This is a genomic window from Rhodococcus oxybenzonivorans, assembly GCF_003130705.1.
In the GTDB taxonomy this organism is placed as follows: domain Bacteria; phylum Actinomycetota; class Actinomycetes; order Mycobacteriales; family Mycobacteriaceae; genus Rhodococcus_F; species Rhodococcus_F oxybenzonivorans.
In genome coordinates this window covers 433,742-454,945 of sequence record NZ_CP021355.1, presented here as the reverse complement: position 1 = coordinate 454,945, position 21,204 = coordinate 433,742, and the positions used below count along the sequence as shown (strand labels likewise).

Sequence of the window (21,204 nt, the reverse complement as noted above, 5' to 3'; positions counted from 1 at the left end):
ACCGAACCGACCGAAGGAGTACTTGGCATGAGCACCGTCGAGCACAGGAACAAGGAATTAGTAGTTGAGTTCATGAAGGTCTTCTCCACAGGAGATGTCGATCGCATCCTGACATATTTGGACGATTCAGCCACCTGGTGGGTTGCGGGCAATATCGACGGAATCTCCGGAGAGAAGACCAAGAAAGAATTCGCTGAGATCCTCTCGGCTCAATCCGCGTATCTCAAAACCGGGGCGATCACTCTCACCCCGAAGCGTTGGACGGCCGAAGCAGACAGGGTCGCCGTCGAAACCGAGTCCTATGCAGAACTCGCCAATGGGCGAGTATACAACAATTTGTATCACTTCGCCTTTGTGATCCGTAATGGAAAGATCCAAAAAGTTAAAGAATTTATGGATACAGAACACGTGCGCGAGGTGTTTGTCGCGACCTGAAAGACAGAACTGCTCATATGACTCTTCATCTTGAGCGGGCAACCCGAGATTTGAGGTGTTCGGCGCGTCGATCTACTGAGGGCCCTTGGTCTCCTGAAGTCTGGATGTTGCGACACATCAGGCAACGGAAGACCAAGGGTGTGGTCGAGAGTACGACAGTGTTGTTCGGGCTGCCAGGAGTACGGGGTGGGCCGCGTGTCCCGGGAATCCGGTGGCATCCGACTGGTCGAGTTGGTCACCGACGAGGACACCGCGGCGGCGTGCCCGTCGTGCGGCGTGTTCTCGACCTCCGTCAAGGAGCGTGTGACCTCCAGACCGAAGGATAACCCCTACGGGAAGACCGAATACTGTTGCAGTGGAATAAGACCCGGTGGAGATGCCAGAAGGAGTACTGCACTCGCGGATCGTTCACCGAGGCGATCGAGCAGATCCCGGCCCGGGCCCGCACCACCGGCCGGTTGCGCACCCAGATCGGGACGGCGATCGGCGACGCCGCCAGATCGGTATCCGAAGTCGCTACCGCCCACGGGGTGTCCTGGCCGACCGCCCGAGGACCCACACCGGTGCGGGTCCTCGGGATCGATGATCCCCCACGCGGTAAGCCCAGGTGGGACTACTGCACAAAGCCGGCCGGTGAGTGCGGGTCGATCCGTGGGACACCGGCTTCGTCGACCTGTCCGGTAACCAGGGTCTACTGGGGCAGAAGGAGGGGCGCACCACCCCGGCCGTGATCACCTGGTTGAAAGAACGTACGCCGGAGTTTCGAGAGGCGATCGAGTACGCGGCCGCGGTCCCCACCGATGGATTGCTGCCGAACGCGACCCTGGTGGTCGATCATTTCCACCTCGTTCAGTTGGCGAACGACGCGGTGACCAAGGTCCGGCGCCGGGTCACCTGGGAGCTCAAGATCCGCCGCGGCGGAAAGCGGGACCCGGAATGGGCCAACCGACGTCGGTTGCTCACCGCGCGAGAACGACTCTCGAACAGGAACTTCGCGAAGATGTGGAACGTGATCGTGGGCGAGGACCCGACCTCTCACATTTTGTCGGCGCACATCACGAAGGAGGAACTCCGCACGCTGTTGTTCACCGTCAAGATCGGGGGAGATCCCCATCTGACCCAGCATCGGCTGCACCGGTTCCTCGCCTGGTGCATCGACTCGAACATCCCCGAACTACTGACGTTGGCGAAGACCGTCATGCGTGGTGGCCGAGATCAACGCGTTCGTCAGCACCGGGATCACCGATGCCGGACCGAGGGTTACAACCGGCTCGTGAAGGCTGTGAAGCGCGCCGGTTGCGGCTTCCGAAATCGTGAGAACTCGGCCCGCCGGATAGTCTTCCACTGCACCCGCAAACAGCGGGCCGCGACTCAGACTTGATGCTGACTGCCCGAAATAAGTCGAAGAGCCTAGATGTCACCGCGTCACCCAATCCACAAACACCGCAGGTAAACAGCATCAGTTTATAGTTGACGACTTTCCCGGGTGCATGGTTACATAGATCACATTGTTCCCGACCGTCTGACCGGTCGGGCCGGTGCAATTCACAACATCTCACGCATCTCGACGAAGGACGAAACAATGGCTGATGTGCTCAAGAATGTCGCACTCGATCTCTTCAACTCCTGGCGAGTGAGCTACGACGAGGCCCTCAAGGGATTCGATCGGACGTTCGCGGCCGACAATGTATGGGTGAACGAGCCGCTCATGACCACGCACGGACCGGAGGGCGCCAAAGAAATCTGGCGTCTCTGTAAGGAAATGCAGGGCCTCGAGACGCTTCACGTCGATATCCACCACATCTGGGAGAATGGCCGCTTCGTGATCATCGAGCGCGTCGACAAGGTCTACAGAGCGGATGGCACGCTTGTGCATGGATTCCCTCTCGTCGGGGTCATGCGGTTCAATGACGACGACAAGATCGAGCACTGGACTGAGTACTTCGACGCCGGCGCAGTCCACGACTCCGGCCTGACCCTCTCCTCCAAGGACGCCAAGAGCAGCTGACCGAGCGACGACGTAACTGGAGCGGTGTAATGACGCAAGCGAACGAATCGATAACATCCGACAGTCAGCTTCGTTTCGACGGTCGAGTAGCGATCGTGACCGGGGCCGGGCGGGGTATAGGGCGGGATCATGCGCTGCTGCTGGCCAGTCGGGGAGCCGCTGTAATGGTGAACGACCTCGGCGGCGGAGCGTTCGGCGGCGGAGCGTCTCGGGAGCCTGCCGAGCAAGTGGTCGCAGAGATCCGCGACGCAGGAGGCACCGCCAGTCTCAACTTTGCGGACGTTTCCTCGGAGGCGGCCACCAGTGAGCTGGTGGCACAGACATTCAAAGAGTTCGGGCGCGTAGACATCGTCGTGAACAACGCTGGTATCGGTCGCTTCCAGCCATTCGACTCGATGTCCCTCGAAGAGTTCGAACTGATGTTAAAGGTCCACACAGTGGGAACGTTCCTCGTGACCCGCGCCGCTTGGCCGCACATGGTAGAACAGGGCTTCGGTCGTATTATTATGACGAGCTCAAACGGCATGGTCGGACTCCCCCACCTCTCCCACTACAGTGCCGCGAAGGCGGGCGTGTACGGGTTCATGAAGTCCCTCAGCATCGAGGGCAGTCGCCATGGCATCAACGTCAACGCCCTATGGCCGAACGCGACGACGCCACTGTCGACAACTATGAACGCGGAGACTGAGGCAATTCCCCCCGAATTGTCGGTGATCGATCCCGCCTCGACGCCGACGGACCTGGACGGATCCCCCCACCATATCTCCCCCGTCGTAGCGTGGCTTGCCCATGAGTCGTGTGAAGTGACCGGTGAGGTGTTCCACGCAGGCTACGGTGGGGTGACGCGCGTATTTATGGCACAAGGCCCCTGCTTCGCCAGTTCGGATCTGACAATCGAGGCGGTGGCAGACCACTGGGCAGACATCAATCGAGAACAGCCGTTCACCGCCGCGCCGTCGACCCTGGTAGCCGCACGAGACCTGCAGCTTGCCATAGCGACACAGCTCAAGTAGCGCCATGGCGGACGGCCAGAAACCTAAGACCGGTCTTTGGCCAGGCAGATAAACCGCACCGACAGAGAACAGTTTCAGCCTCTGTTTGGCTGGTGCGGGCTATTCTGGTTAATCGGCATCATCAAATACAGATTGTCAATGAGGCAATCAAGAGGGTGCCCGCAACGCGCGGCCAGACACTTCAAGTTCGGCATAATACGTTTTTCTCAGGCGACCCGTTGATCCGAGCAGTGCGCTGGGCTGATGTCGCGGTGAATTGAGGCCAATACTAAAAAGATCCAGCAGCCCATTATAGGATGGACCACAAAATGGGTGAACGCCTGCTAGATAAAGTTGCCGTAGTTACCGGAGCCGCGCAAGGCATTGGCTTCGCCATTGCGCGATCCCTACACGCTGAAGGCGCAAAGGTGGTTCTGGCGGATGTCAACGATGACGTAAAGAAGGCGGCGGCGGAGCTCAGTGAGAACGCGGTCGGGGTCCAAGCGGATGTCACGAAGTGGGAAGACGTTCAGAAAATGGCCTCCACCGCGGTAGAACAGTTTGGTGGTCTCGATGTGCTCGTTAATAACGCTGGCATCGACGGGGATTGGCTTCCCACGGCCGAGTGCACCCTCGAGAATTTCGACCGGGTAATCGACGTCAACTTGCGAGGAGTTTTCTTGGCAATGAAGGCAGGGATTCCACATATGCTCGAACGAGGTGGCGGCTCAATAATCAATATCTCGTCAATGGTCGGCATCGTCGCCGTTCCGGGTATACCGGCATACTGCGCATCTATGGGCGTGTCATCACTCTGACGCGCGCGACGGCGGTCGAGTACGGCGCTAAGGGTATCCGCGCGAACTCGATCTGTCCTGGCGCTATCGAGACCCCGCTCTCACAATCCGGAAAGAACGGAGACATTGAGTTGGCTACCCAGGTTCAGCCGAAGGATCCAACGGAAGCAGGCAACCAGACTATTGCACTTACGCCCATTTCTCGTTGGGGACGGCCCGACGAAATCGCCAGTCTCGCTGTGTACCTGGCCGCAGACGAGTCGCAATATACAACAGGCCAGGCCATCTCGGTTGATGGCGGCTATACCTCGATGTGACCTCATATTCGATCAGCTATGTTAGGGATGATTTGTGATGCTGGATCCCACTAAAGAATTTATCATTGATGCGGTTGCGCATCCGTACAACCACAGCCCGGAGAACTACCGCGATCCAGAGCCGGCCGCGATGATCTGTGAGATGGCGTTTGGGTTCAACGCTGGCTCACCGAATCCTGAGTGTGTGGTTCCCCACGACACGTACATCTCTGATTGGTCGGTGGAAGACACCGCGAACGTCCTGTTCCGCGAGAGCCCGAACGACCTGGCTGTCGTGCACACCTTGCCGTTCGGCGGATGGTTCAAGGATCGCTACTGTTCGGTCGAGAAGTCGCTGGAGGCAGTTCAGCGCTGGCCGAACCGCATGCGCGCATACGCCTCCGTCGATCCCCTGCAGGGCAAGGCCGCGCTCGACGAACTCGACCGGCAAGTGGAGTTGTTGAATCCGACCGGGCTCAAACTCTATCCGACCAGCTGGGACATCGACGCGCAACGCCAGATCCCGTTCAAGATGGACGATCCCAAGTTCGCGTTCCCGCTCTACGAGCGCGCCATGGAACTCGGCATCAAGGTCGTCGCTGTTCACAAGTCGCTTCCCACCGGCCCTCTCATCGATGGAGACACCAGCGCGGTCGGCGACCTCGAAGGCGCAGCGGGTACGTTCCCCGATTTGGCGTTCGAGATTGTCCACGGCGGACTCGCCTTCACCGAGGAAACTGCCTGGCTCCTGGGACGCTTCCCCAACGTCTATGTAAACATGGAGATCTTGAACTTCGTGCTTGAGCGCCGGCCGCGGATGTTCTCCAAGATTCTTCTGGGTCTCATGAAGGTTGGTGGAACGGCCATCTACGATCGGTTCATTTGGGCAACCGGCTGCGTTGTCGCCCACCCACGCCCGGGTATCGAGGCCTTCTGCGAGTACCTGATTCCCGAGGACCTGCTCGAAGAGGGTGGCCTCTTCGCGCCTATCGAGCAGATTTCAGACGACCACAAGCGCAACATCTTTGCCGGCAACTGGGCGCGCCTGCATGGGCTCGATATCGAGGCTACGAAGAAGGCCATCGCAGACGACGAATTCAGCCGGGCACGTAGGGAAGACCCGAATCCCCAGCCGTGGAGCACTACCTCGAAGTGGACCCAGATCGAGGAGGAACGGCGGAAGGGCAGTCCGACGGCTTCCGCGCCCGACCTCCCGACGGTCCCTGCCTCATGAACGCACCGGGGCTGGACCGTGCTGCGCTCGTGCACGAGATCCATCGAGTCCTAGACGAGATCCAAGATCCGTGCAGCGTGTCGATGTCGCTGTCGATGGGTCTTGGCGAAATGGGTCTGATCGAGGATGTCAATGTCACTTCGACCGGGCGTGTGGAGATTATCCTCCGGCTCACCTCCCCGTTCTGCGAGTTTGTGCCTTTCATGCAAGGTGAGGCACTCCGTAAAGTACGCGAACTGGAGGGCGTCAGCGAGGTCGTGGTAACGCACGATGACGGGCTGAACTGGGATGACGACCTGATGGCTCCTGAGGCCCAGAAGCGACGTCAGCGACGCCTCGAGGCAATGCACCGACTGACGGAAGAGCACAAGGCGGGTAGTCCCAGCGTCAGCGATCCATCCCGGGTTCGGGCCACTTGACGACGGTCGCACGACCGGGATGATTCCCGAGAAATGACCGCTCTCAGCTTGTCGTTTAACCTCTGCCGTGGCGTGGGGCAGTTGGTGCTGGTGTTGTTCGGCGTGTCGCAGCGGCATGAGGCGACCACCGCCTGATCATCTTGAAGTTCCTTCCAGAGAACTTTCGAGACGAAGACAGGCGGTGGCCGTGAGTATCAGTGTGCCCGATCGGCGGGCGGTCGGGGAAGAATCGGTCCCCGATCCGCGTGTCGACCTGGTGTCGTTCCGCGAAGAGTTCTACCGGTCCCTGCCGGCCCGAGGTGATGCTTTGTTCGAGTTGACCGATGCGCTGCTGTGTTCCGGCACCGCGGTTCGCACCCTGGTCGAGTTGTCACTGGCCGCCGAGCATCGGCGCGGTCACGGCGCCTTGTACGACGCAATCAACTGCGGCCGAATAGATTACACTCGGCTGCGCCGCGCCCTCGGCGGGCTGACAATCCCGCGTGATCGCGGCGGCCGGATCGTGTTGGCCGTCGACATCAGTGCCTGGTTGCGCCCGGATGCACCGACGAGTCCGCAGCGGGGGTTCTGCCACGTCTACGGCCGCGGGAAGAATCAGGCACAGCTGATCCCGGGGTGGCCGTACTCGTTCGTCGCCGCCCTCGAGACCGGCCGTACCTCGTGGACGACGGTGCTCGACGCGGTCCGCCTACGCCCCGACGACGACGAAACCGCTGTGACGGCCACCCAGGTGCGTGAAGTGATCACGCGGTTGCGCGACGCCGGGCACCACCGCGACGGCGACCCGGACATTCTGCTGGTGTTCGACGCCGGGTACGAGCTGGCCCGGCTGGCGTTCGTGCTCGCCGATCTCCCGGTGCAGGTGCTGGGTCGGATGCGTTCGGACCGGGTGCTGTGCTTCCCGGCGCCGCCACCGGGCCGTACCGGGCGCCCACCCCGGCACGGTTCCGACTTCAAATTCGCCGACCCCCAGACCTGGCCCGAACCCGAGACCACCACCAGCACCGACACCGATCGCTACGGAACAGCCACCGCTGCGGCGTGGAATCGGTTGCACCCGAGGCTCGTCCATCGTGGCTCGTGGGCGGACCACCCGGGACCGCCACCGATCGTCGAAGGCACGGTGATCCGGCTGACGGTCGATCACCTGCCCGGGGACCGGCATCCCAAACCGGTGTGGCTCTGGTACTCACATCCTGGTGCGGGAACCGCCGATATCGACCGATTGTGGCAGATGTTTCTGCGGCGCTTCGACCTCGAACACACCTTCCGTTTCTTCAAGCAGACGTTGGGGTGGACCGCCCCGAAGCTCCGCAGTCCCGAGGCGGCCGACCGCTGGACCTGGATCGTGCTGGTGGCCTACGCCCAACTCCGGCTCGCCCGTCCTCTGGCCGAGGACCTACGCCGCCCGTGGGAACGACCCGTCCCACCAACACGATTGACGCCGGCACAGGTTCGTCGAGGGTTTTCGCGCACCCGCGCGACGATGCCTGTTCCGGCCAGTGCACCGAAACCCAGTCGACCCGGACCCGGACGCCCACCCGGATCGAAAAACACCCACCGCGCACCGCATCACCACGTGGGCAAACGCGCCGAAACCAAAGCTAGAAAACCCGTCGGGGCCGCCTGCCCAGGTTAAAGATCAAGCTCAGAGTGTGTTTGAAAACCGTCAGGTCCGGGCGAGTCGCCTGGTCGTGGTCGCGATCATCGCGATGTGAACCATGGCTTCGTGGTGGTCGGGTCTGGTTTCGTAGTCGCGCATGAGGTTGACCCTTGAGAGTGGACACCTGTTTTCATGCGGCAACTGACAGCGTAGACGACGCGATCAGCCGTTGTTCGAACTCCACCGGGGTGAGGTATCCCAGCGCGGAGTGACGGCGACGTCGGTTGAAGTACGAGAGCCACTCGAACAGCTCCATCCGTGCCTGCGACTTCGACATCCAACTCCGTCCGTGCAGCCACTCCCTCTTGAGTCCTTGGAAGAACGACTCGGCAAGAGCATTGTCGTAACTCGAGCCGACCCGTCCTCGACTCGGGCGGATCCCATGACGGCGGCATACATCGCCGAAATCCGTTGCGGTGTACTGGGAGCCGCGATCGCTGTGGAATACGACCCCACGGACGTCACCACCGCGGGTGCGAACCGCCATCTCGATCGCGTCCGTGACGAGCTCGGTGCGCATGTGGTCGGCGATGGACCAGCCCACCACCCGACGTGAGTAGATGTCGATCACCGTGGCCAAGAACAACCATGAAGATCCCACTGGAATGTAGGTGACGTCCCCACACCACTTCATGTTCATGGCTGGGGCGGTGAAGTCCCGCATCACCAGATCCGGAACGAGTGAAGTCGACTTGTCCGCGATGGTTGTGCGCTTGGTGCGGCGCAGGTGCCGACCGACGACGTGGTGGATCCGCATCAATCGGGTCACCCGTTTGCGGTTGATCTTGCGCCCGCGGGAGCGGAGTTCGGCGTGCACGCGCGGGGCGCCGTAGGCGCTGCGGTGCTCGGCGTGGATGGCGCGGATCTCGGCGACCGTCGCGGCCTCGTCGGCCTGGCGCTCGACTCGGGCCGGCTCGGTGGCCAAGTGTTTGTAGTATCCGGATCGGGAGGTCCCGAGCACCCGGCACAGCCGCAGCACGGAAGAACTCGGCGCGATGGTCGGAGATGAAGTCCCAGCGGCGGGTCTTCACTTCACCTCCTTGATGCTTCTATGTCAAGCCGCCGCCGAAAGTGGCCCTTGTGAACGGTTTTTGATTGCAGTTTCGGCGGTGCGCAGGACCTGGAACACCCGGTCGGAAACACGTCGGCGGAGCAGGCGCACAGCCTCCCGCTTCGTCTTCCCCGCCGCCTGCAGCTTCGCCACGTAGTCCTCACCTGGGCCGCCGCGCGCGACCTGCGTAGTGGCGATCGCGTGCAGCGCCGAGTTCACGGCACGGTTGCCACCGCGATTGAGACGGACCCGCTCGTGGGCCGACCAGACCGGGATCGGAGCGGTGCCGTTGACTTCGCGTAGGCATCTTTCGAGTGGAAACGTCGAGCGTCGGCCGTCTCGCCGATGATGACGGCGGCGGAGAGAACCCCGCACCCGGGTATCGCGAGTAGCGACGGCGCGATCCGCCGAACGCGGTCACGGATCTGGCGCTCGAGATTGTTGACCTGCTCGGTCAGCTGCCGGCACCGGTCGAGGAGTTCGCCCGCGATCTGGGCGACCACACCGGTGAACGCAGTCAGCCGTTCGGCGAGCTCATCCATGACGCGATACCGCCGGATCCCCCGCACGGGAATGACAAGTTCAGGGTCTCCAGCTCGTGCAGGTGCCAGCGAAGCCTGTTGATAAGTTTCGTTCTCTCGCAGACCAAATTGCGTCGGTGATCGGACAGGAGCTTGACCTCCCGGGTGGGTCCGTCCAGTTGGGCGATCGGCAAATTCTCCTCACGCAGCGCGGCCATCGCCACGGCCTGCGCGTCGATGGGGTCGGATTTGCCCGGCTGGCGGGCGCTGCGCCGATGCACGGCCATCAACTGGGTCTTGACGCGGACCACCGCGTAACCGCGGCGCAGCAGATCCGATTCGAGTCGCCGAGTCACGTGGCGGCAGTCGTCGAGCGCGAACTGCACCTGCGGCCATTGGGCGGCCCACTCGATCGCCGGCAGATGACCCTCGGTGGTGGCCTTGACGGTCCGCTGCCCGACCTGACGGCCGATGTCGTCGACCGCGACAAGTGTGTGGTGGATTTGTGGGCGTCGACTCCGATCACGATCAACTGGTGACTCCAATCCGGTTGAGGGCTATGGCGTCGGATCGGTGCGTTCGCGGGCAGGCCTCAATCGGGCACCAGCGGCAGGCTTCTGACTTGTTAAATCACCTGTGGATGTGATCGGGATCTGCAGTCTCGTAGCGTCCAGGGTGTCGATCGGCGCAGGCTCGCAGGCTTCTTGCCACCATCTTCGGAGGTTGGCTCACTGATAGCGTGCCATGCCGGTCGACACCCGCCCTGCGGTGTGGCTCGACAGAGGCGTGAACGAGATCTTCAAGTCAGGATGCCCTCCGCAGGCACGTTCGACTTCGCCTACCGAAGGAGTACTGCCAGGTGGTCATCATCGGAATCGACCCGCACAAGTCGTCATTCACCGCAGTTGCCGTCGGCCGCAGCGGCGTCACCGTCGGGTCCCGTCGGTTCGTGGTCAATGCCGGCACCGCCACCGCGTTGGTGAAATGGTGCCAGCGATGGCCAGAACGGCAATACGCGATCGAGGGAGCAAAGGGACTCGGCCGGGCATCGCGCAGATTCTGGTCGCGCGTGGTGAGGACGTTGTTGACGTTCCTTCCACCCTCGCAAATGAAAGTCCGGGTCCTGAGCACCGGCGGCGGACGCAAAACCGACCCGACGATGCCCGGGCCGTCGCGCTGACCGCCTTGTACCACCACGGCTTACATCAAGTTCACCGCGAGGACCAGAGCACGATCTTGCGGCTGCTGTCCGAGCGCCGCGATGACCTCACACGTGAGAAGACGCGTGTGAGGTCATCCGGTTGCACCAGCTGCTACGGGAACTGATTCCAGGCGGCGTTCCGATCGGGCTTCGGCGGACAAGGCCGGCGCTGCGATGCAACGGATCAAACCGACCACCGCCACCGACGCCTGCCGCCGGGACTTGGCCAAGGACGTGCTTGCCGACCTCCGGCGCATCGATTCGAACATCAAAGCCAACGAAGCTCAGATGCGCGACGCAGTCGCCGCCACGACGACGACTCTGCAGGAAGTCCACGGAATCAACACCGTCCTTGCCGCCAAACTTCTCGGCCACATCGGGAACATCACCCGATTCCCCTCGGCCGATCACTTCGCCGGCTCCACCGGCACCGCTCCTCTCGCAGCGTCGAGCGGCGAGAACACACGCCACCGGCTCAATACCGGTGGCAATCGTCAACTCAATTCCGTGCTGCACACCATCGCCGTCTGCCAAGCCCGCGACCCAGGGCCCGGCCGCGTCTATTACCAGCGCAAACTCGACGAAGGCAAGACACGAGCCGAAGCCCGGCGCGCACTCAAACGCCGCCTCGCGAACGTCCTCTATCGCCGAATGCTCAGGGACCAACAACACGCACCACCTACGGCTGCTTGACACACAGAGGCGCTATCAGGCCACACGAACGACCCTCCGGGCCCGGTGGGACCGCACATCAGGAAAAGCCACCGGCCCGGCCGCGCGGTACAGCGCGATCGCATCCTTCCGGAATTGTTCCGGGTACAGAGACTGGCGTCCCACCTCGACATCCCTCCTGGCTCTACTAGAACCATTGTCAGGGGTGTCCACTCAAAGGGGGCAGCCTCAGGGGGCCGGTCGCCGGCTGGTTTCCGGACGACTGGCGCCCACGCCTTGAGCCTTACCTGTACAGGCTCTCGATCACGTCGGAGTACTTGCCCGAGATCGACCGGCGCTTGAGTTTCATCGTGGGGGTGAGTTCCGCGCTGTCCGGCAACCACTCTTCGTCGAGGAGTTCGTACCGTTTGATCTGTTCGAGAGCCCGTCGCAGAATGCGCGCTGACATAAAAGGTGGAGCAGTCCAGTCGATTTTCTCGTTTGCTGCCGATTCTGAGGTGGCCGACTCGTTCCGGGCCGGCGCGTTCAGCTGGCCGTTGCTCGGTGGATCTTCATCAGGTTGAATGCGCTGGCCGCGAGGTTGAGCTCGCCGAGGGCGCTGTTTAGACCACGGCCGGAGAATCGGTCGAGGACCTTCTTCAGGTTGCCGATGCCGGGTTCGACGGTGGCCCCGCGGCGTTTGTAGAGACGGGATCCTTCTGGCGTGCGTAGCCGATGCGACATCGCCTGTCTCGGGCTCGCACCTTCCGGAGGTGGTCCTGTCACGGGCTGTTCTATGACCGCTTTCGCGTGGTCGCGTGTCTTGTTCAGCGCGATTAACCGCTCTGGTCCGGGCGCAGAAAGGTTGCTGTCACTGCAGTACCCGGCGTCAGCGAGGACGACACCGATGATGTGTTCAGGCCGGCCGGTATCGGTGTGCAGCATCGCGGCGGCGCGCACACTTGCCTCCATCATCGGCACAAGGGATGCAATGTCATTGGGACTTTGACCAATCTGTACGGCCGCGATGATCTGATCGCTGGTAACGGCGAGTTGAGCGTTGTAGCCCTGGAGGAATCCGCGCCTGGTCGGCATTAACCGTGATTGTGGATCGGTGGTGTTGGCCACCGTCTTCGGCAATACAGGTGTGGCCGGCTTCGTGGCGGAAGCTGTGCGTTCGGCTGCCAGTGCGGCTTCGACGACTCGTCGGGCGCGGATGATTCGTGAGTGCTGTTCCAATGGAACAGGTGGGGCGCCCATCGGCTTCTTCCCCGCGGCGATCAGTGCGGCACGCCGTTCGAGTTTCGACTGGTGAGTGGCGATTTCACGTGCCAGGTGGGCGCGTGCTTCCGCGAGCCGGTGCGGTCCGTCAGGGATACGACCGACCACAGGTTCACCCGCTCGAGATTTCGCCAACCGTGCCCGTGCCGCTGCATCGCGCTCATCTTCGTTGATGCGCTGGCGTTTCAATTGTGCGGCCACCTCGTCGGCCGCTTGACGGATTCGCCGTGCACGACTGCTCTGGTCCATCAGCCGGGCAGGAACCCGATCATCGTCATCATGTGCACGCTGTGCAGCGCGGATGTTCTCGGTGGCGTCGGTCTGTTCGGCTTCGGCAACCATGCGAGTGACCTGCTCGCTCAGCCACTCATGCCCGCGGTTGGCGTCGATCGATGCGTTCGCGGCGATCTTGGTGCCATCGATTGCGACCGTTCCGAAGTGCCCTAGACCGGCGTGGCCGGCGATCATCAGTACCTGCGTGAACAACCCGGTGAACGCGTCCTGGCATTCGGCACGGAACCGGGCGATCGTGCAATGGTCGGGGACGTCTTGCGCGCACAGCACCCGGAACGCGACATCGGTCGAGCACAACCGTTCAATCTGCCGCGAGGATCGAATCCCTCTGCAGTAGGCATAAATCAGGAGTCCCAGCAGCATCCGCGGGTCGTAACCGGCCGCGCCCACCCCACCACGGCGACGACGCCGGTCGAACTCATGGGTATCGAGCATCTCGATCGTCTCCAACAGAAACCAGACAAGATGATCCGCAGGAAGCCATTCCCGCATATTCGGAGGCAAAAGGAACACCTGATCGCGCAACACCGGACGATACCCCTTGGCCATACCCAATTTTCCCAGACGAGCGTCACGATCAGTCCCGACGACACGCATTCTGCAACAGGCTCTCGACCCGGGACAACCGACTGTTCGCATTCTCGACGGCTTTCGCTACCGCAGCCTGCGCTCGGGGGTCCTGCGCGACCGCGTGCGCCGACGCGTCGGGTAGACCGTGCTCGGCAGCGAATGCCGCGGCGGCGTCGGGGTCGAGTACGAGCAGTGCGATGTTGTAGGGTCTCCCGTCTCCGACGCAGCACGCCTGCCCGATGAGTGGAGACGCGCCCTTCAGCGCGCTTTCGATATTGACGGGTGACATGTTCTTGCCCGCCGCGTTGATGATCAACTCCTTCTTGCGGTCGACGATGCGGACGAAACCCTCGTCGTCGATCGTGGCGATGTCGCCGGTGTGCAGCCAGCCGTCTTCGTCGATGGCCTCGGTAGTTTCACCGGATCCTTGCGGTATCCGCGCATCACGTGTGCCCCGCGGAGGAGGAGTTCTCCGTCGTCGGCGGTGCGTGCCTCGGTGCCCGGCATCGCTTTCCCGACGCTGCCGAGCCTTATGTCGCCGGGCAGGTTGGTCATGCCCAGGGCACCGGTCTCGGACATTCCGAAGCCCTCAGCGAGCGGCAGACCGATCGCGAGGAAGAATTCGTGGACGGCGGGTGGGATGGGCGCGGCCCCGGTCATGAGGAGGACCACCTCGTCGAGGCCGAGTTGCGCACGCAGGGGGGCGAACACGCCCGCATCCGCCCGCGAGTAGGCGGCCGCGAGCTCGTCAGCTATCGATACTCCGGACTGCTCGGCTCGGACCTTCTGCAGCCCGACCTCGAGTGCGGCATCGATCGCGGCACGCTGTTCGGGCGGAGCTGACTGGAATCGGGCGAGCAGCGCGGACCGGAGCTTTTCCCAGATGCGCGCGGGTGAGGTCAGGCCGATCTTGCGGCCGACGATCCGGTGACCGGCGGCGACCGCCGCATCGACGTTGCGGGTTTGTACCCGGTAGGCGGTGTCGATGTCGGTCCGCCCGATCAGATCCCGTACCGGGGTGCACGGGGCGCCAGCACGTTCGGCGTCGGCCAGCCGTGCGGCGGCGTCCTCGATCAGGTGATTGTCTACTGAGCGGACGGAGGCCATCCGGGGTCCCTTCGTGGGTCGGCGTGATGGGAGCGGCGGGGTCTATTCGTCGACGGCGACGGCGGTACTGATGCCGAATCCGGCGATCCATTCCGGGATTTCGCGGTAGAAGGTCGAGGTGACGCGGTACTTCCCGGCGGCGCTCATCGCCGCATACGCGGCGATCCAGGTGCGTACTTCGTGGGAGGAGTGCCCGGCCTGTTCGACGAACCATTCGTTGGTCCAGGAGTCGATCTGCTCGATCTCGCCGGAGGCGAGAACGTCGAGCAGGTTGCGATCCCAGTGCGGGTTGAGGGGCGCAATGGTGGCCACTCCGGCAGCGAAGTCGCGACCGGCGTCGATGACCCGCTGTTCGCGGGCGTTGCGCTCAGCCTCGGTGGGGTTGCGACCGTCGATGAGTTTCTCCTTCACCTCCGCGGGGGCGGTGGCGAACTGCGGCACCGGCGGATCGTGGGACAGCCCACCGGATCCGACGAACAACACCCGCTTGTTCAGGTTCGCCGCGGCCCGCCCGACGGCCTCGCCGAGTAGCCGGACCCGGCTGACCGGGCCGAGTGGTTCGGCGACGGAGTTGATGAAGATCGGCACGGTCGGGACCGCGGTGATCGAGCCGACCAGCAGCTGCAGGGCCTGGGCGAAGCCGTGGTCGACGTGCATGCGTTCGGAGAACGCGACGTCGACGCCGCTGGCGAGGACTTCCCGGGCGAGGGCGTAGGCGGCGTCGCGGTCGACGTTCAGCGGTCCGGATTCGGTGCCGTAATCGCCGACCGACTGGGCCGCGGCACCGATGCAGAACGGGGGCATCAGATCGTAGTAGACCCCGTTGTAGTGATCCGGGGCGAAGATCACGATCAGGTCGGGGGCGAAGTCGGCGATGAACGTGCGCGCATTCTCGAACGCGGCATCGACGTCGTCGATCACGGTTTGGGCCGGGTCGTTTCGTCCCATGAGGGGGGAATGCGACATCGTGCACAGCGCTACGGGCATCGTCTGTTTCCTTCTGGTTCTCGCGCGGTTCGTCGACGGAGTGCGAGGGGTGGCTATGTAAGGGGCGCCGATCGCGGGTGCCTGCTCGCGGTGGCAGACACCCACGGGACGATCAGGCGCGGTCGAGCAGGAAATCCAGGTGCAGCTGGTTGAACGTTTCCGCGTCCTCGTACTGGGGCCAGTGCCCGCAGTTCTCCATGATCGCGAGCTTCGCGCCGGGAATGTGGGAGGCGATCCGCTTGGCTTCGTCGACGGGACCGGAGGGGTCCTTGGTGGTCCACAGCACCAGCGCCGGCACCGTAATGCCCTCGAGGGTGGCATCGGTGATCATGTTGCGTGTGCGAGTTTCCGGATCCTGCAGAGCCATGTTCATCTCGCAGGCCTTGAGCCAGTCCGGCTGTTGGAAGATCGCCTGCCGGGTGCGGATCAGGTCGTCGGTGACCATCGCCGGGTCGGCCATCAGCCACTCGAGCCGGGCCTGGACGCGTTCCCAGCTCGGGTCCTTCGCCGCCTCCATGGATAGGGTGTAGAGACGTTCCATCACCTTCGGATTGGCCATGGTGCCGCCCATGGTGTTGAGCACGATCCGCTCGACCTTCTCCGGGTGATCGTGCGCGAACTGGGCGGTGACCCAGCCACCGAGCGATTCGCCGGAGAACGACGCCTTCTCCACACCGATCGCGTCCATGAACTGCAGGACGTGGTCGATGTAGTGCTTGATCTCGAGCGGGTGATCGGGCTTGCTGCTGTAGCCGTGGCCGATGAAGTCGATCGCCCACACGTTGAAGTGCTCGGCGTGCGATCGCAGGTTGCGGACATACGCTTCGGCGTGGCCGGTGATGCCGTGCAGCAGGATCAGTGTGGGCTTGGAGGTGTCGCCGGCGTGTAGGTACCGGGTCCGGTAGGGGCCCGCTTGGATGAAGCCCTGGCTGAATTCGACCTGGTTCAGGTCGTTCCAGACGCTGGTGTACGGGCGGGTCATCGGTTTACTCCCTCGGTTGTGGTGCTGGTGGCGGAGGCAGGTGCTGCGTCCGCGGGGATGGTGTGCGGGACGGTGATCGGCACGGCCTGGGTGTTGTACTGCGGCTCCTGCGTGGCGTCCGGGGCCGGTGCGCTGCTGCCCGACGGGCGGTCGAGGACCGTGGTGAGCGCCTCCTCGAGGCTGGTCAGTGCTTCGCGGTCGTCCCAGACTGGGGCGCTGTGCCGCCACGCGATGTACCCGTCGGGGCGGACGAGGAGGGCGCCGGCCTCGTCGATGTCACGGATCTGCCGCCAGTAGCCGTAGGGGTCGATGGTGCCGGGTTCACCGACGACCACGGTCCGCAGGAACGGAACGTCGAGTTTGGCGGCGGCACGCTTCCACGCCTGGCCGCCGATTCCGGTGAGCAGGGTCATCATTCCCTTCCCGGTGACATCGAGAGTGGAGATGCGGGTGCCATCGGCGCCGACCAGCCACGCGTGCGGCAGCTTCGCGCCGGGCCGGGTGGTGGCCTGCAGGTACAACTGCCGGTCTCGTGCCCACACCTCGTCTCCCGCCTCGGGCTCGGGGACGACCGCGGAGGAGGCGTAGCGCTGGTTGAGTTCGACGCCGTGGGCGTTGAATTCGGTGTTCTTCACCTCGAGCGCCTCGTACAGCTGCTCGCGCAGGGCGACCCCCTCGGGCGTGGGTTCCTTCAGCTTCGCCAGACCGGCCGCGACCGGATCGTCGCTGCCTGAGTCGAACCACTCGCGCAGCCCGGCGTAGTCCTTGCGGGATTGGTTGGCGCGAGCGACGATCTGCTTGCCGACCGGGACCCGTTCGGGCGAATAGGACTCGAGTAGGCCCTGCCCGGCGTAGCCCTTGACGACGAACGCGACCTTCCACGCCAGGTTGAACGCGTCCTGGATGGAGGTGTTCGATCCCAGCCCGCTGCTCGGTGGGTGCCGGTGCACGGCGTCGCCGCCGCACAGCACCCGGCCTGACTGGTAGTGCTCGGCGTACTGCTGGTTGACGTACCAGAAGGACCGCGACACGATCTCGACGTCCAGGTGCGGGTCGCCGACGAGGGTCCGGATTTGTTCGAGGACAACGTCGTCGGAGACGTCGGGCTGGCCCTTGGCCATGTCGAATCCCCAGCCGGCGATCCACTGGTTCCACGGCTTGATCGCCCGCAGCAGGCCCATGCCGATCTCACCGAAACCGGCCTTCGAGTTGACGATCCAGTGCAGGATGGACGGCCGATGCGCGACGTACTTGCTCAGGTCCGCGTTGAAGAGCACGTAGGCGGTGCCGGCACGGGCCAGTTCGCCTTGGAAGGGAAGGTCGATCTCCTCGGCGATCTTCGAGCGAGCACCGTCGAAACCGAGCAGGAAGCGGGCTCGCTGGGTGAATTCGGTGCCCGAGCGGACGTCGCGGAACCGGACGGTCACCCCGTCCGCGTCCTGGGTGTGGTCGAGGTATTCGGTGTGGAAGCTGATGATCGCGCCGCGTTCGGCGGCGTTCTTGATCAGCACCGGCTCCATCAGCGGTTGGGGGATGTCGAGCATCGTGCACGGGCTGCCGGACAGGTAGTCCCCGTATCGGGTATCGCCCGTTCCCCAGGTCTGCATCCGGACGATTTCCTCGCCGGCCAGGCTCGTGGTGAACAGCGTGTCACCCATCTGGTCCCACGGTGTCGCGTATTTGCGTGCCTCGTCTTCGACGCCCAGGTCGCGGAGCACCTCGACGGCGCGCTGGTTGGTGATGTGCGCGCGCGGCGAGTTCGCCACCCAGGGGAACATCGAGACGGCGTGGACGCGCAGGCCGTAGGTGGCCAGGGCGAGCGCCGCTGTGCCACCGGCGGGCCCGAGTCCGACGATCACGACGTCGGTGTCGTAGGAGGTTCGGTCGTGGTCACTCATGTCTGTCATCACTTCACTTGTCGAGGACACGCAGGTCCGTGGCCGTGTCCGGGGTTGAGAATGTGGTCACCGCGGCGGTGGGCCGGGCGGAGCCGGCTTCGTCTCGAACGAGTTGGCTCGCTGCGCCTTTGCGGCCCCAGCCGCCGGGCAGCAGGATCACCGAGACCACCGAGATCGCCGAGACCACCAGCAGGTAGGCGACGATCGAGGTGCTGGACTTAGTGGAGGCATACAGGGCGGTGGCGATCGTCGGCGCGAACGCCGAGCCCACGACCTGGGAGAGGGTGTATCCGATCGAGACGCCGCTGTAGCGCACGTCCGCGTCGAAGACCATGGTGAAAAGGGATCCGGTGACTCCGGCGGCGGGTGCCATCGCGATCCCGAAGACCAGCACCTGTGCGGCCATGAATAGCCAGGGGTTGCCGGTGTTGATCAGCGCGAACGCCGGGGCGATCACCACCCCCATGGCCACGGCCCCGAGCAGATACATCGTCTTGCGGCCGAAGGTGTCGGAGAGGGCCCCGAAGACCGGGTAGAGGATGACGGCGACGATGCCGGCGACGAACACCCCGGCGAGGGCGAAGGTGCGGCTGATCCCCGCGGCGGTGGTGCCGTAGGAGACGAGGTAGGCCATGCAGATGTAGGCGAACACGCCCTGGGACAGGTAGGTCCCCGCGATGAGCAGGATTTCCTTCCAGTGCTTGCGGAATGCTTCGGCGATCGGCATCCGCACCACCGCGCTCTGCGCCTTGACCTCGGCGAAGTCGGGGCTCTCGGTCAGCGACAGGCGGATGAACAGCCCGATCACGATCAGTACCGCACTGAACAGGAACGGCAGGCGCCAGCCCCAGCTGAGGAACTGCTCGTCGGGCAATTGGGAGACCGCGAAGAACGCCAGGGTCGCGACGCTGGTCCCGGCCGGGGCGCCCATCTGGGAGAAGGATCCGAAGAAGCCCTTCTTCGCGGTCGGGGCGTGCTCGACGGCCATCAGTGTGGCCCCACCCCACTCGCCGCCGACCGCGAAGCCCTGCACCAGGCGCAGCAGGGTCAGCAGGATCGGGGCGGCGATTCCGATCTGGGCGTAACCGGGCAACAGTCCCATCAGGACGGTGGCCGAGCCCATTCCGACCAGCGAGATCACCAGCATCTTCTTGCGACCGACCCGGTCACCGAAGTGACCGAAGACGATGCCGCCGAGCGGGCGGGCGAGGAACCCGACCCCGAACGTCGCGAAGGACAGCAGGATTCCGATTGCCGGGGACACATCGGGGAAGAACAGCGTGGGGAACACCAGGGCGGCGGCGGTGCCGTAGATGAAGAAGTCGTAATACTCGACCGTGGTGCCGATGAAGCTGGCCATCGCCACCCGTAGCGGTGAGGTGGCTGCGGGCTTCGTCGAGGAAGCGGAGGTGTTGCTCACGGTCGGGCTTCTCCGATCCGCGGCCCGAAACACGCCGGCGCCGCGTGGACCAACCTGCGCGAAGCGGTCGTCATGGCCGCTCCTTTCTCTGAGGGAAGTGAGAGAAACATTGCAACTGGAATGCTAGACGTCTAGAAGAGAAGCTACGCCTCCGTGGAAGGTGACGCAAGTCTCTCCGGTGGACGAGATGCGACCCGCGGTACTGACTGGCGCAGGGTGCCGGTCCCCGTCAAAGGGGTGTTTCGACCGGCGGTGGGCATAGAAAAGGCCCGCCCGTGCAACGCGTGGTTGCGGGGGCGGGCCGCTGTGGGGCGTCTCAGCCGGCCAAGTCGTCGGCTTCGTCGCGGATGACCGAAATGGTTCCCACGATGTGCCGTTCCATGGCCTCGCGGGCTCCCGCCTCGTCCTGTTGCCGAATCGCCTCGATGATCGCGTGGTGATCGTCCTGGCGTTCGGGCAGGGCGCTCGACAGCGGGTTGGTGATTCCGGTGGTGTTGATCAGGAAGTCGGACATGTCCCACATCCGCTGGCTGGTCTCGGCCATGATCCGCGAATGCGCCATTGTGTGGATGGCGGCGTGGAATTCGCGATTGTGGATGCGGTATCCGTGCGCGCGCACCTCGGGGTCGTGGGAGGTGAGCAGTGCATCGATCCGGGACGAGATCAGGCCCAGCTCGATGAGCTGGGTTTCGGTCCGGCGGGCGGCGGCGACCGCGGCGATCGTGCCCTCGAAGCCCCCGAACAGGGTGAAGAAGTCCTCGACCTCACGCTGGGTATAAGAGACGACCTCGCACCCGCTCTGCGGGAAGATGTAGACGAGCTTGTCGCTGGAGAGTCGGCGCAGGGCGTCCATGACGGGCTGCTTGCTGACCCCGAACTCCTGGCGGATGGACTCGACGACGATCTTTTCCCCGGCCGCGTAGCGTCCCTCGAGCAGTCTGGTCTTGAGGATGTCGTACATGGCGGCCGAGAGCCGTGCGCCCGAGTTTCGGACATTCGCGAGAAGGGCGGCAGCCTCCGGATCGGTGCTGGTGGTGCTCATACGTACACGCTTTCGTCGGGCGCGCTGGCCATGGTGTCCCCCTCGTCTGCGGCGCTCACCACAGTAACTTGCATTCTAGTACTTGTGGTCCGCGTCACTGTCAGCTACGGTCATCTGGAACGCTAGAATTCCAATTTGAGGTGTACGGCTTGTTTTACCAGCGCAACGGGTCGGGTGGCAACCCTTCCGGAACGGGATCGCGCCGCTCAATGCCGTTCCCTTTCAACGGAATCGCTCACTTCCGGCGCTTGCGAGCCCCTGACCCGGGACCCGAACACACAGTCCCGGATCGCCCATCCCGCGAGCCAATCGCCCTCGTTCACGGCGTCGAACCACACCAGCGGGTCAATGCAAG

At 63.6% G+C, this 21,204-nt stretch carries 21 protein-coding genes and 2 pseudogenes; 12 read left to right on the top strand and 11 right to left on the bottom strand.

Annotated elements, in window-relative coordinates:
- Positions 1-27: 27 nt before the first annotated feature.
- The 10 genes from CBI38_RS33080 to CBI38_RS33040 all read left to right on the top strand — a co-directional run bounded on the left by CBI38_RS33080 (position 28) and on the right by CBI38_RS33040 (position 7,820).
- Positions 28-435, top strand: coding sequence for a nuclear transport factor 2 family protein (locus tag CBI38_RS33080; RefSeq protein WP_109336111.1), 408 nt, complete (start codon positions 28-30; stop codon positions 433-435).
- A 350-nt stretch (positions 436-785) separates the two neighbouring features.
- The gene (locus CBI38_RS40790; RefSeq protein ID WP_418328369.1) at positions 786-1,166 is read left to right on the top strand and encodes a helix-turn-helix domain-containing protein; all 381 of its coding nucleotides are present in this window, start codon (positions 786-788) and stop codon (positions 1,164-1,166) included.
- Positions 1,073-1,816 (top strand): transposase, encoded by a 744-nt coding sequence (locus tag CBI38_RS33070; RefSeq protein ID WP_109335727.1) that lies wholly within the window; start codon positions 1,073-1,075, stop codon positions 1,814-1,816. Before CBI38_RS40790 ends, CBI38_RS33070 begins: the two co-directional genes overlap by 94 nt.
- Before the next feature lie 201 nt (positions 1,817-2,017).
- The gene (locus tag CBI38_RS33065) at positions 2,018-2,443 is read left to right on the top strand and encodes a limonene-1,2-epoxide hydrolase family protein (RefSeq protein ID WP_162603350.1); all 426 of its coding nucleotides are present in this window, start codon (positions 2,018-2,020) and stop codon (positions 2,441-2,443) included.
- A gap of 29 nt (positions 2,444-2,472) precedes the next feature.
- Positions 2,473-3,456, top strand: coding sequence for an SDR family NAD(P)-dependent oxidoreductase (locus CBI38_RS33060; RefSeq protein WP_109335725.1), 984 nt, complete (start codon positions 2,473-2,475; stop codon positions 3,454-3,456).
- 308 nt (positions 3,457-3,764) lie between these two features.
- Entirely contained in the window at positions 3,765-4,253 is a 489-nt protein-coding gene (locus tag CBI38_RS40065) for an SDR family NAD(P)-dependent oxidoreductase (RefSeq protein ID WP_250645721.1), read from the top strand.
- Positions 4,220-4,549: an SDR family NAD(P)-dependent oxidoreductase gene (locus CBI38_RS40060; protein WP_250645722.1), complete on the top strand. Its 330-nt coding sequence runs from the start codon at positions 4,220-4,222 to the stop codon at positions 4,547-4,549. Before CBI38_RS40065 ends, CBI38_RS40060 begins: the two co-directional genes overlap by 34 nt.
- Positions 4,550-4,586: 37 nt before the next feature.
- Entirely contained in the window at positions 4,587-5,762 is a 1,176-nt protein-coding gene (locus CBI38_RS33050) for an amidohydrolase family protein (protein ID WP_109335724.1), read from the top strand.
- On the top strand, positions 5,759-6,181 hold the full coding sequence (locus CBI38_RS33045; protein WP_109335723.1) for a metal-sulfur cluster assembly factor: 423 nt from the start codon (positions 5,759-5,761) through the stop codon (positions 6,179-6,181). Before CBI38_RS33050 ends, CBI38_RS33045 begins: the two co-directional genes overlap by 4 nt.
- 187 nt (positions 6,182-6,368) lie before the next feature.
- Complete coding sequence (locus CBI38_RS33040; protein WP_257015423.1) at positions 6,369-7,820, top strand: NF041680 family putative transposase; 1,452 nt, start codon at positions 6,369-6,371, stop codon at positions 7,818-7,820.
- A gap of 154 nt (positions 7,821-7,974) precedes the next feature.
- Here the strand turns inward: CBI38_RS33040 and CBI38_RS33030 are convergent.
- A pseudogene (locus tag CBI38_RS33030) lies at positions 7,975-8,887 on the bottom strand (IS3 family transposase); the annotation flags it as partial.
- An 11-nt stretch (positions 8,888-8,898) separates the two neighbouring features.
- Positions 8,899-9,948 (bottom strand): annotated as a pseudogene (locus CBI38_RS40985) (IS110 family RNA-guided transposase).
- A 327-nt stretch (positions 9,949-10,275) separates the two neighbouring features.
- Between CBI38_RS40985 and CBI38_RS39645 the strand changes: the two are divergent.
- Entirely contained in the window at positions 10,276-10,596 is a 321-nt protein-coding gene (locus tag CBI38_RS39645; protein WP_230990418.1) for a hypothetical protein, read from the top strand.
- Between the two features lie 195 nt (positions 10,597-10,791).
- Positions 10,792-11,310 (top strand): transposase, encoded by a 519-nt coding sequence (locus CBI38_RS39640; RefSeq protein WP_230990320.1) that lies wholly within the window; start codon positions 10,792-10,794, stop codon positions 11,308-11,310.
- A 262-nt stretch (positions 11,311-11,572) separates the two neighbouring features.
- On the opposite strand, the gene CBI38_RS38100 is transcribed toward CBI38_RS39640, so the two are convergent.
- The 9 genes from CBI38_RS38100 to CBI38_RS32980 form a co-directional block, all read right to left on the bottom strand.
- The gene (locus tag CBI38_RS38100; protein WP_162603322.1) at positions 11,573-11,737 is read right to left on the bottom strand and encodes a hypothetical protein; all 165 of its coding nucleotides are present in this window, start codon (positions 11,735-11,737) and stop codon (positions 11,573-11,575) included.
- A gap of 77 nt (positions 11,738-11,814) precedes the next feature.
- Positions 11,815-13,392 (bottom strand): transposase, encoded by a 1,578-nt coding sequence (locus CBI38_RS33015; protein ID WP_230990417.1) that lies wholly within the window; start codon positions 13,390-13,392, stop codon positions 11,815-11,817.
- Between the two features lie 28 nt (positions 13,393-13,420).
- Positions 13,421-13,729, bottom strand: a complete 309-nt coding sequence (locus CBI38_RS39635; protein ID WP_230990446.1) for a hypothetical protein — start codon at positions 13,727-13,729, stop codon at positions 13,421-13,423.
- On the bottom strand, positions 13,726-14,520 hold the full coding sequence (locus tag CBI38_RS39630; protein ID WP_335743647.1) for an AMP-binding protein: 795 nt from the start codon (positions 14,518-14,520) through the stop codon (positions 13,726-13,728). Before CBI38_RS39630 ends, CBI38_RS39635 begins: the two co-directional genes overlap by 4 nt.
- A 42-nt stretch (positions 14,521-14,562) precedes the next feature.
- Positions 14,563-15,507 (bottom strand): 3-carboxyethylcatechol 2,3-dioxygenase, encoded by a 945-nt coding sequence (locus CBI38_RS33000; protein ID WP_109335722.1) that lies wholly within the window; start codon positions 15,505-15,507, stop codon positions 14,563-14,565.
- Positions 15,508-15,619: 112 nt separating this feature from the next.
- Complete coding sequence (locus CBI38_RS32995; protein ID WP_109335721.1) at positions 15,620-16,489, bottom strand: alpha/beta fold hydrolase; 870 nt, start codon at positions 16,487-16,489, stop codon at positions 15,620-15,622.
- Entirely contained in the window at positions 16,486-18,396 is a 1,911-nt protein-coding gene (locus tag CBI38_RS32990; RefSeq protein ID WP_109336109.1) for an FAD-dependent monooxygenase, read from the bottom strand. The genes CBI38_RS32995 and CBI38_RS32990 overlap by 4 nt, the downstream gene beginning before the upstream one ends.
- Before the next feature lie 4 nt (positions 18,397-18,400).
- Positions 18,401-19,747 carry an MFS transporter gene (locus tag CBI38_RS32985; protein ID WP_204165056.1) on the bottom strand — a complete coding sequence of 449 codons (1,347 nt, stop codon included), beginning with the start codon at positions 19,745-19,747 and terminating at the stop codon, positions 18,401-18,403.
- Between the two features lie 376 nt (positions 19,748-20,123).
- On the bottom strand, positions 20,124-20,849 hold the full coding sequence (locus CBI38_RS32980; RefSeq protein ID WP_109335719.1) for a GntR family transcriptional regulator: 726 nt from the start codon (positions 20,847-20,849) through the stop codon (positions 20,124-20,126).
- Between the last annotated feature and the right edge of the window lie 355 nt (positions 20,850-21,204).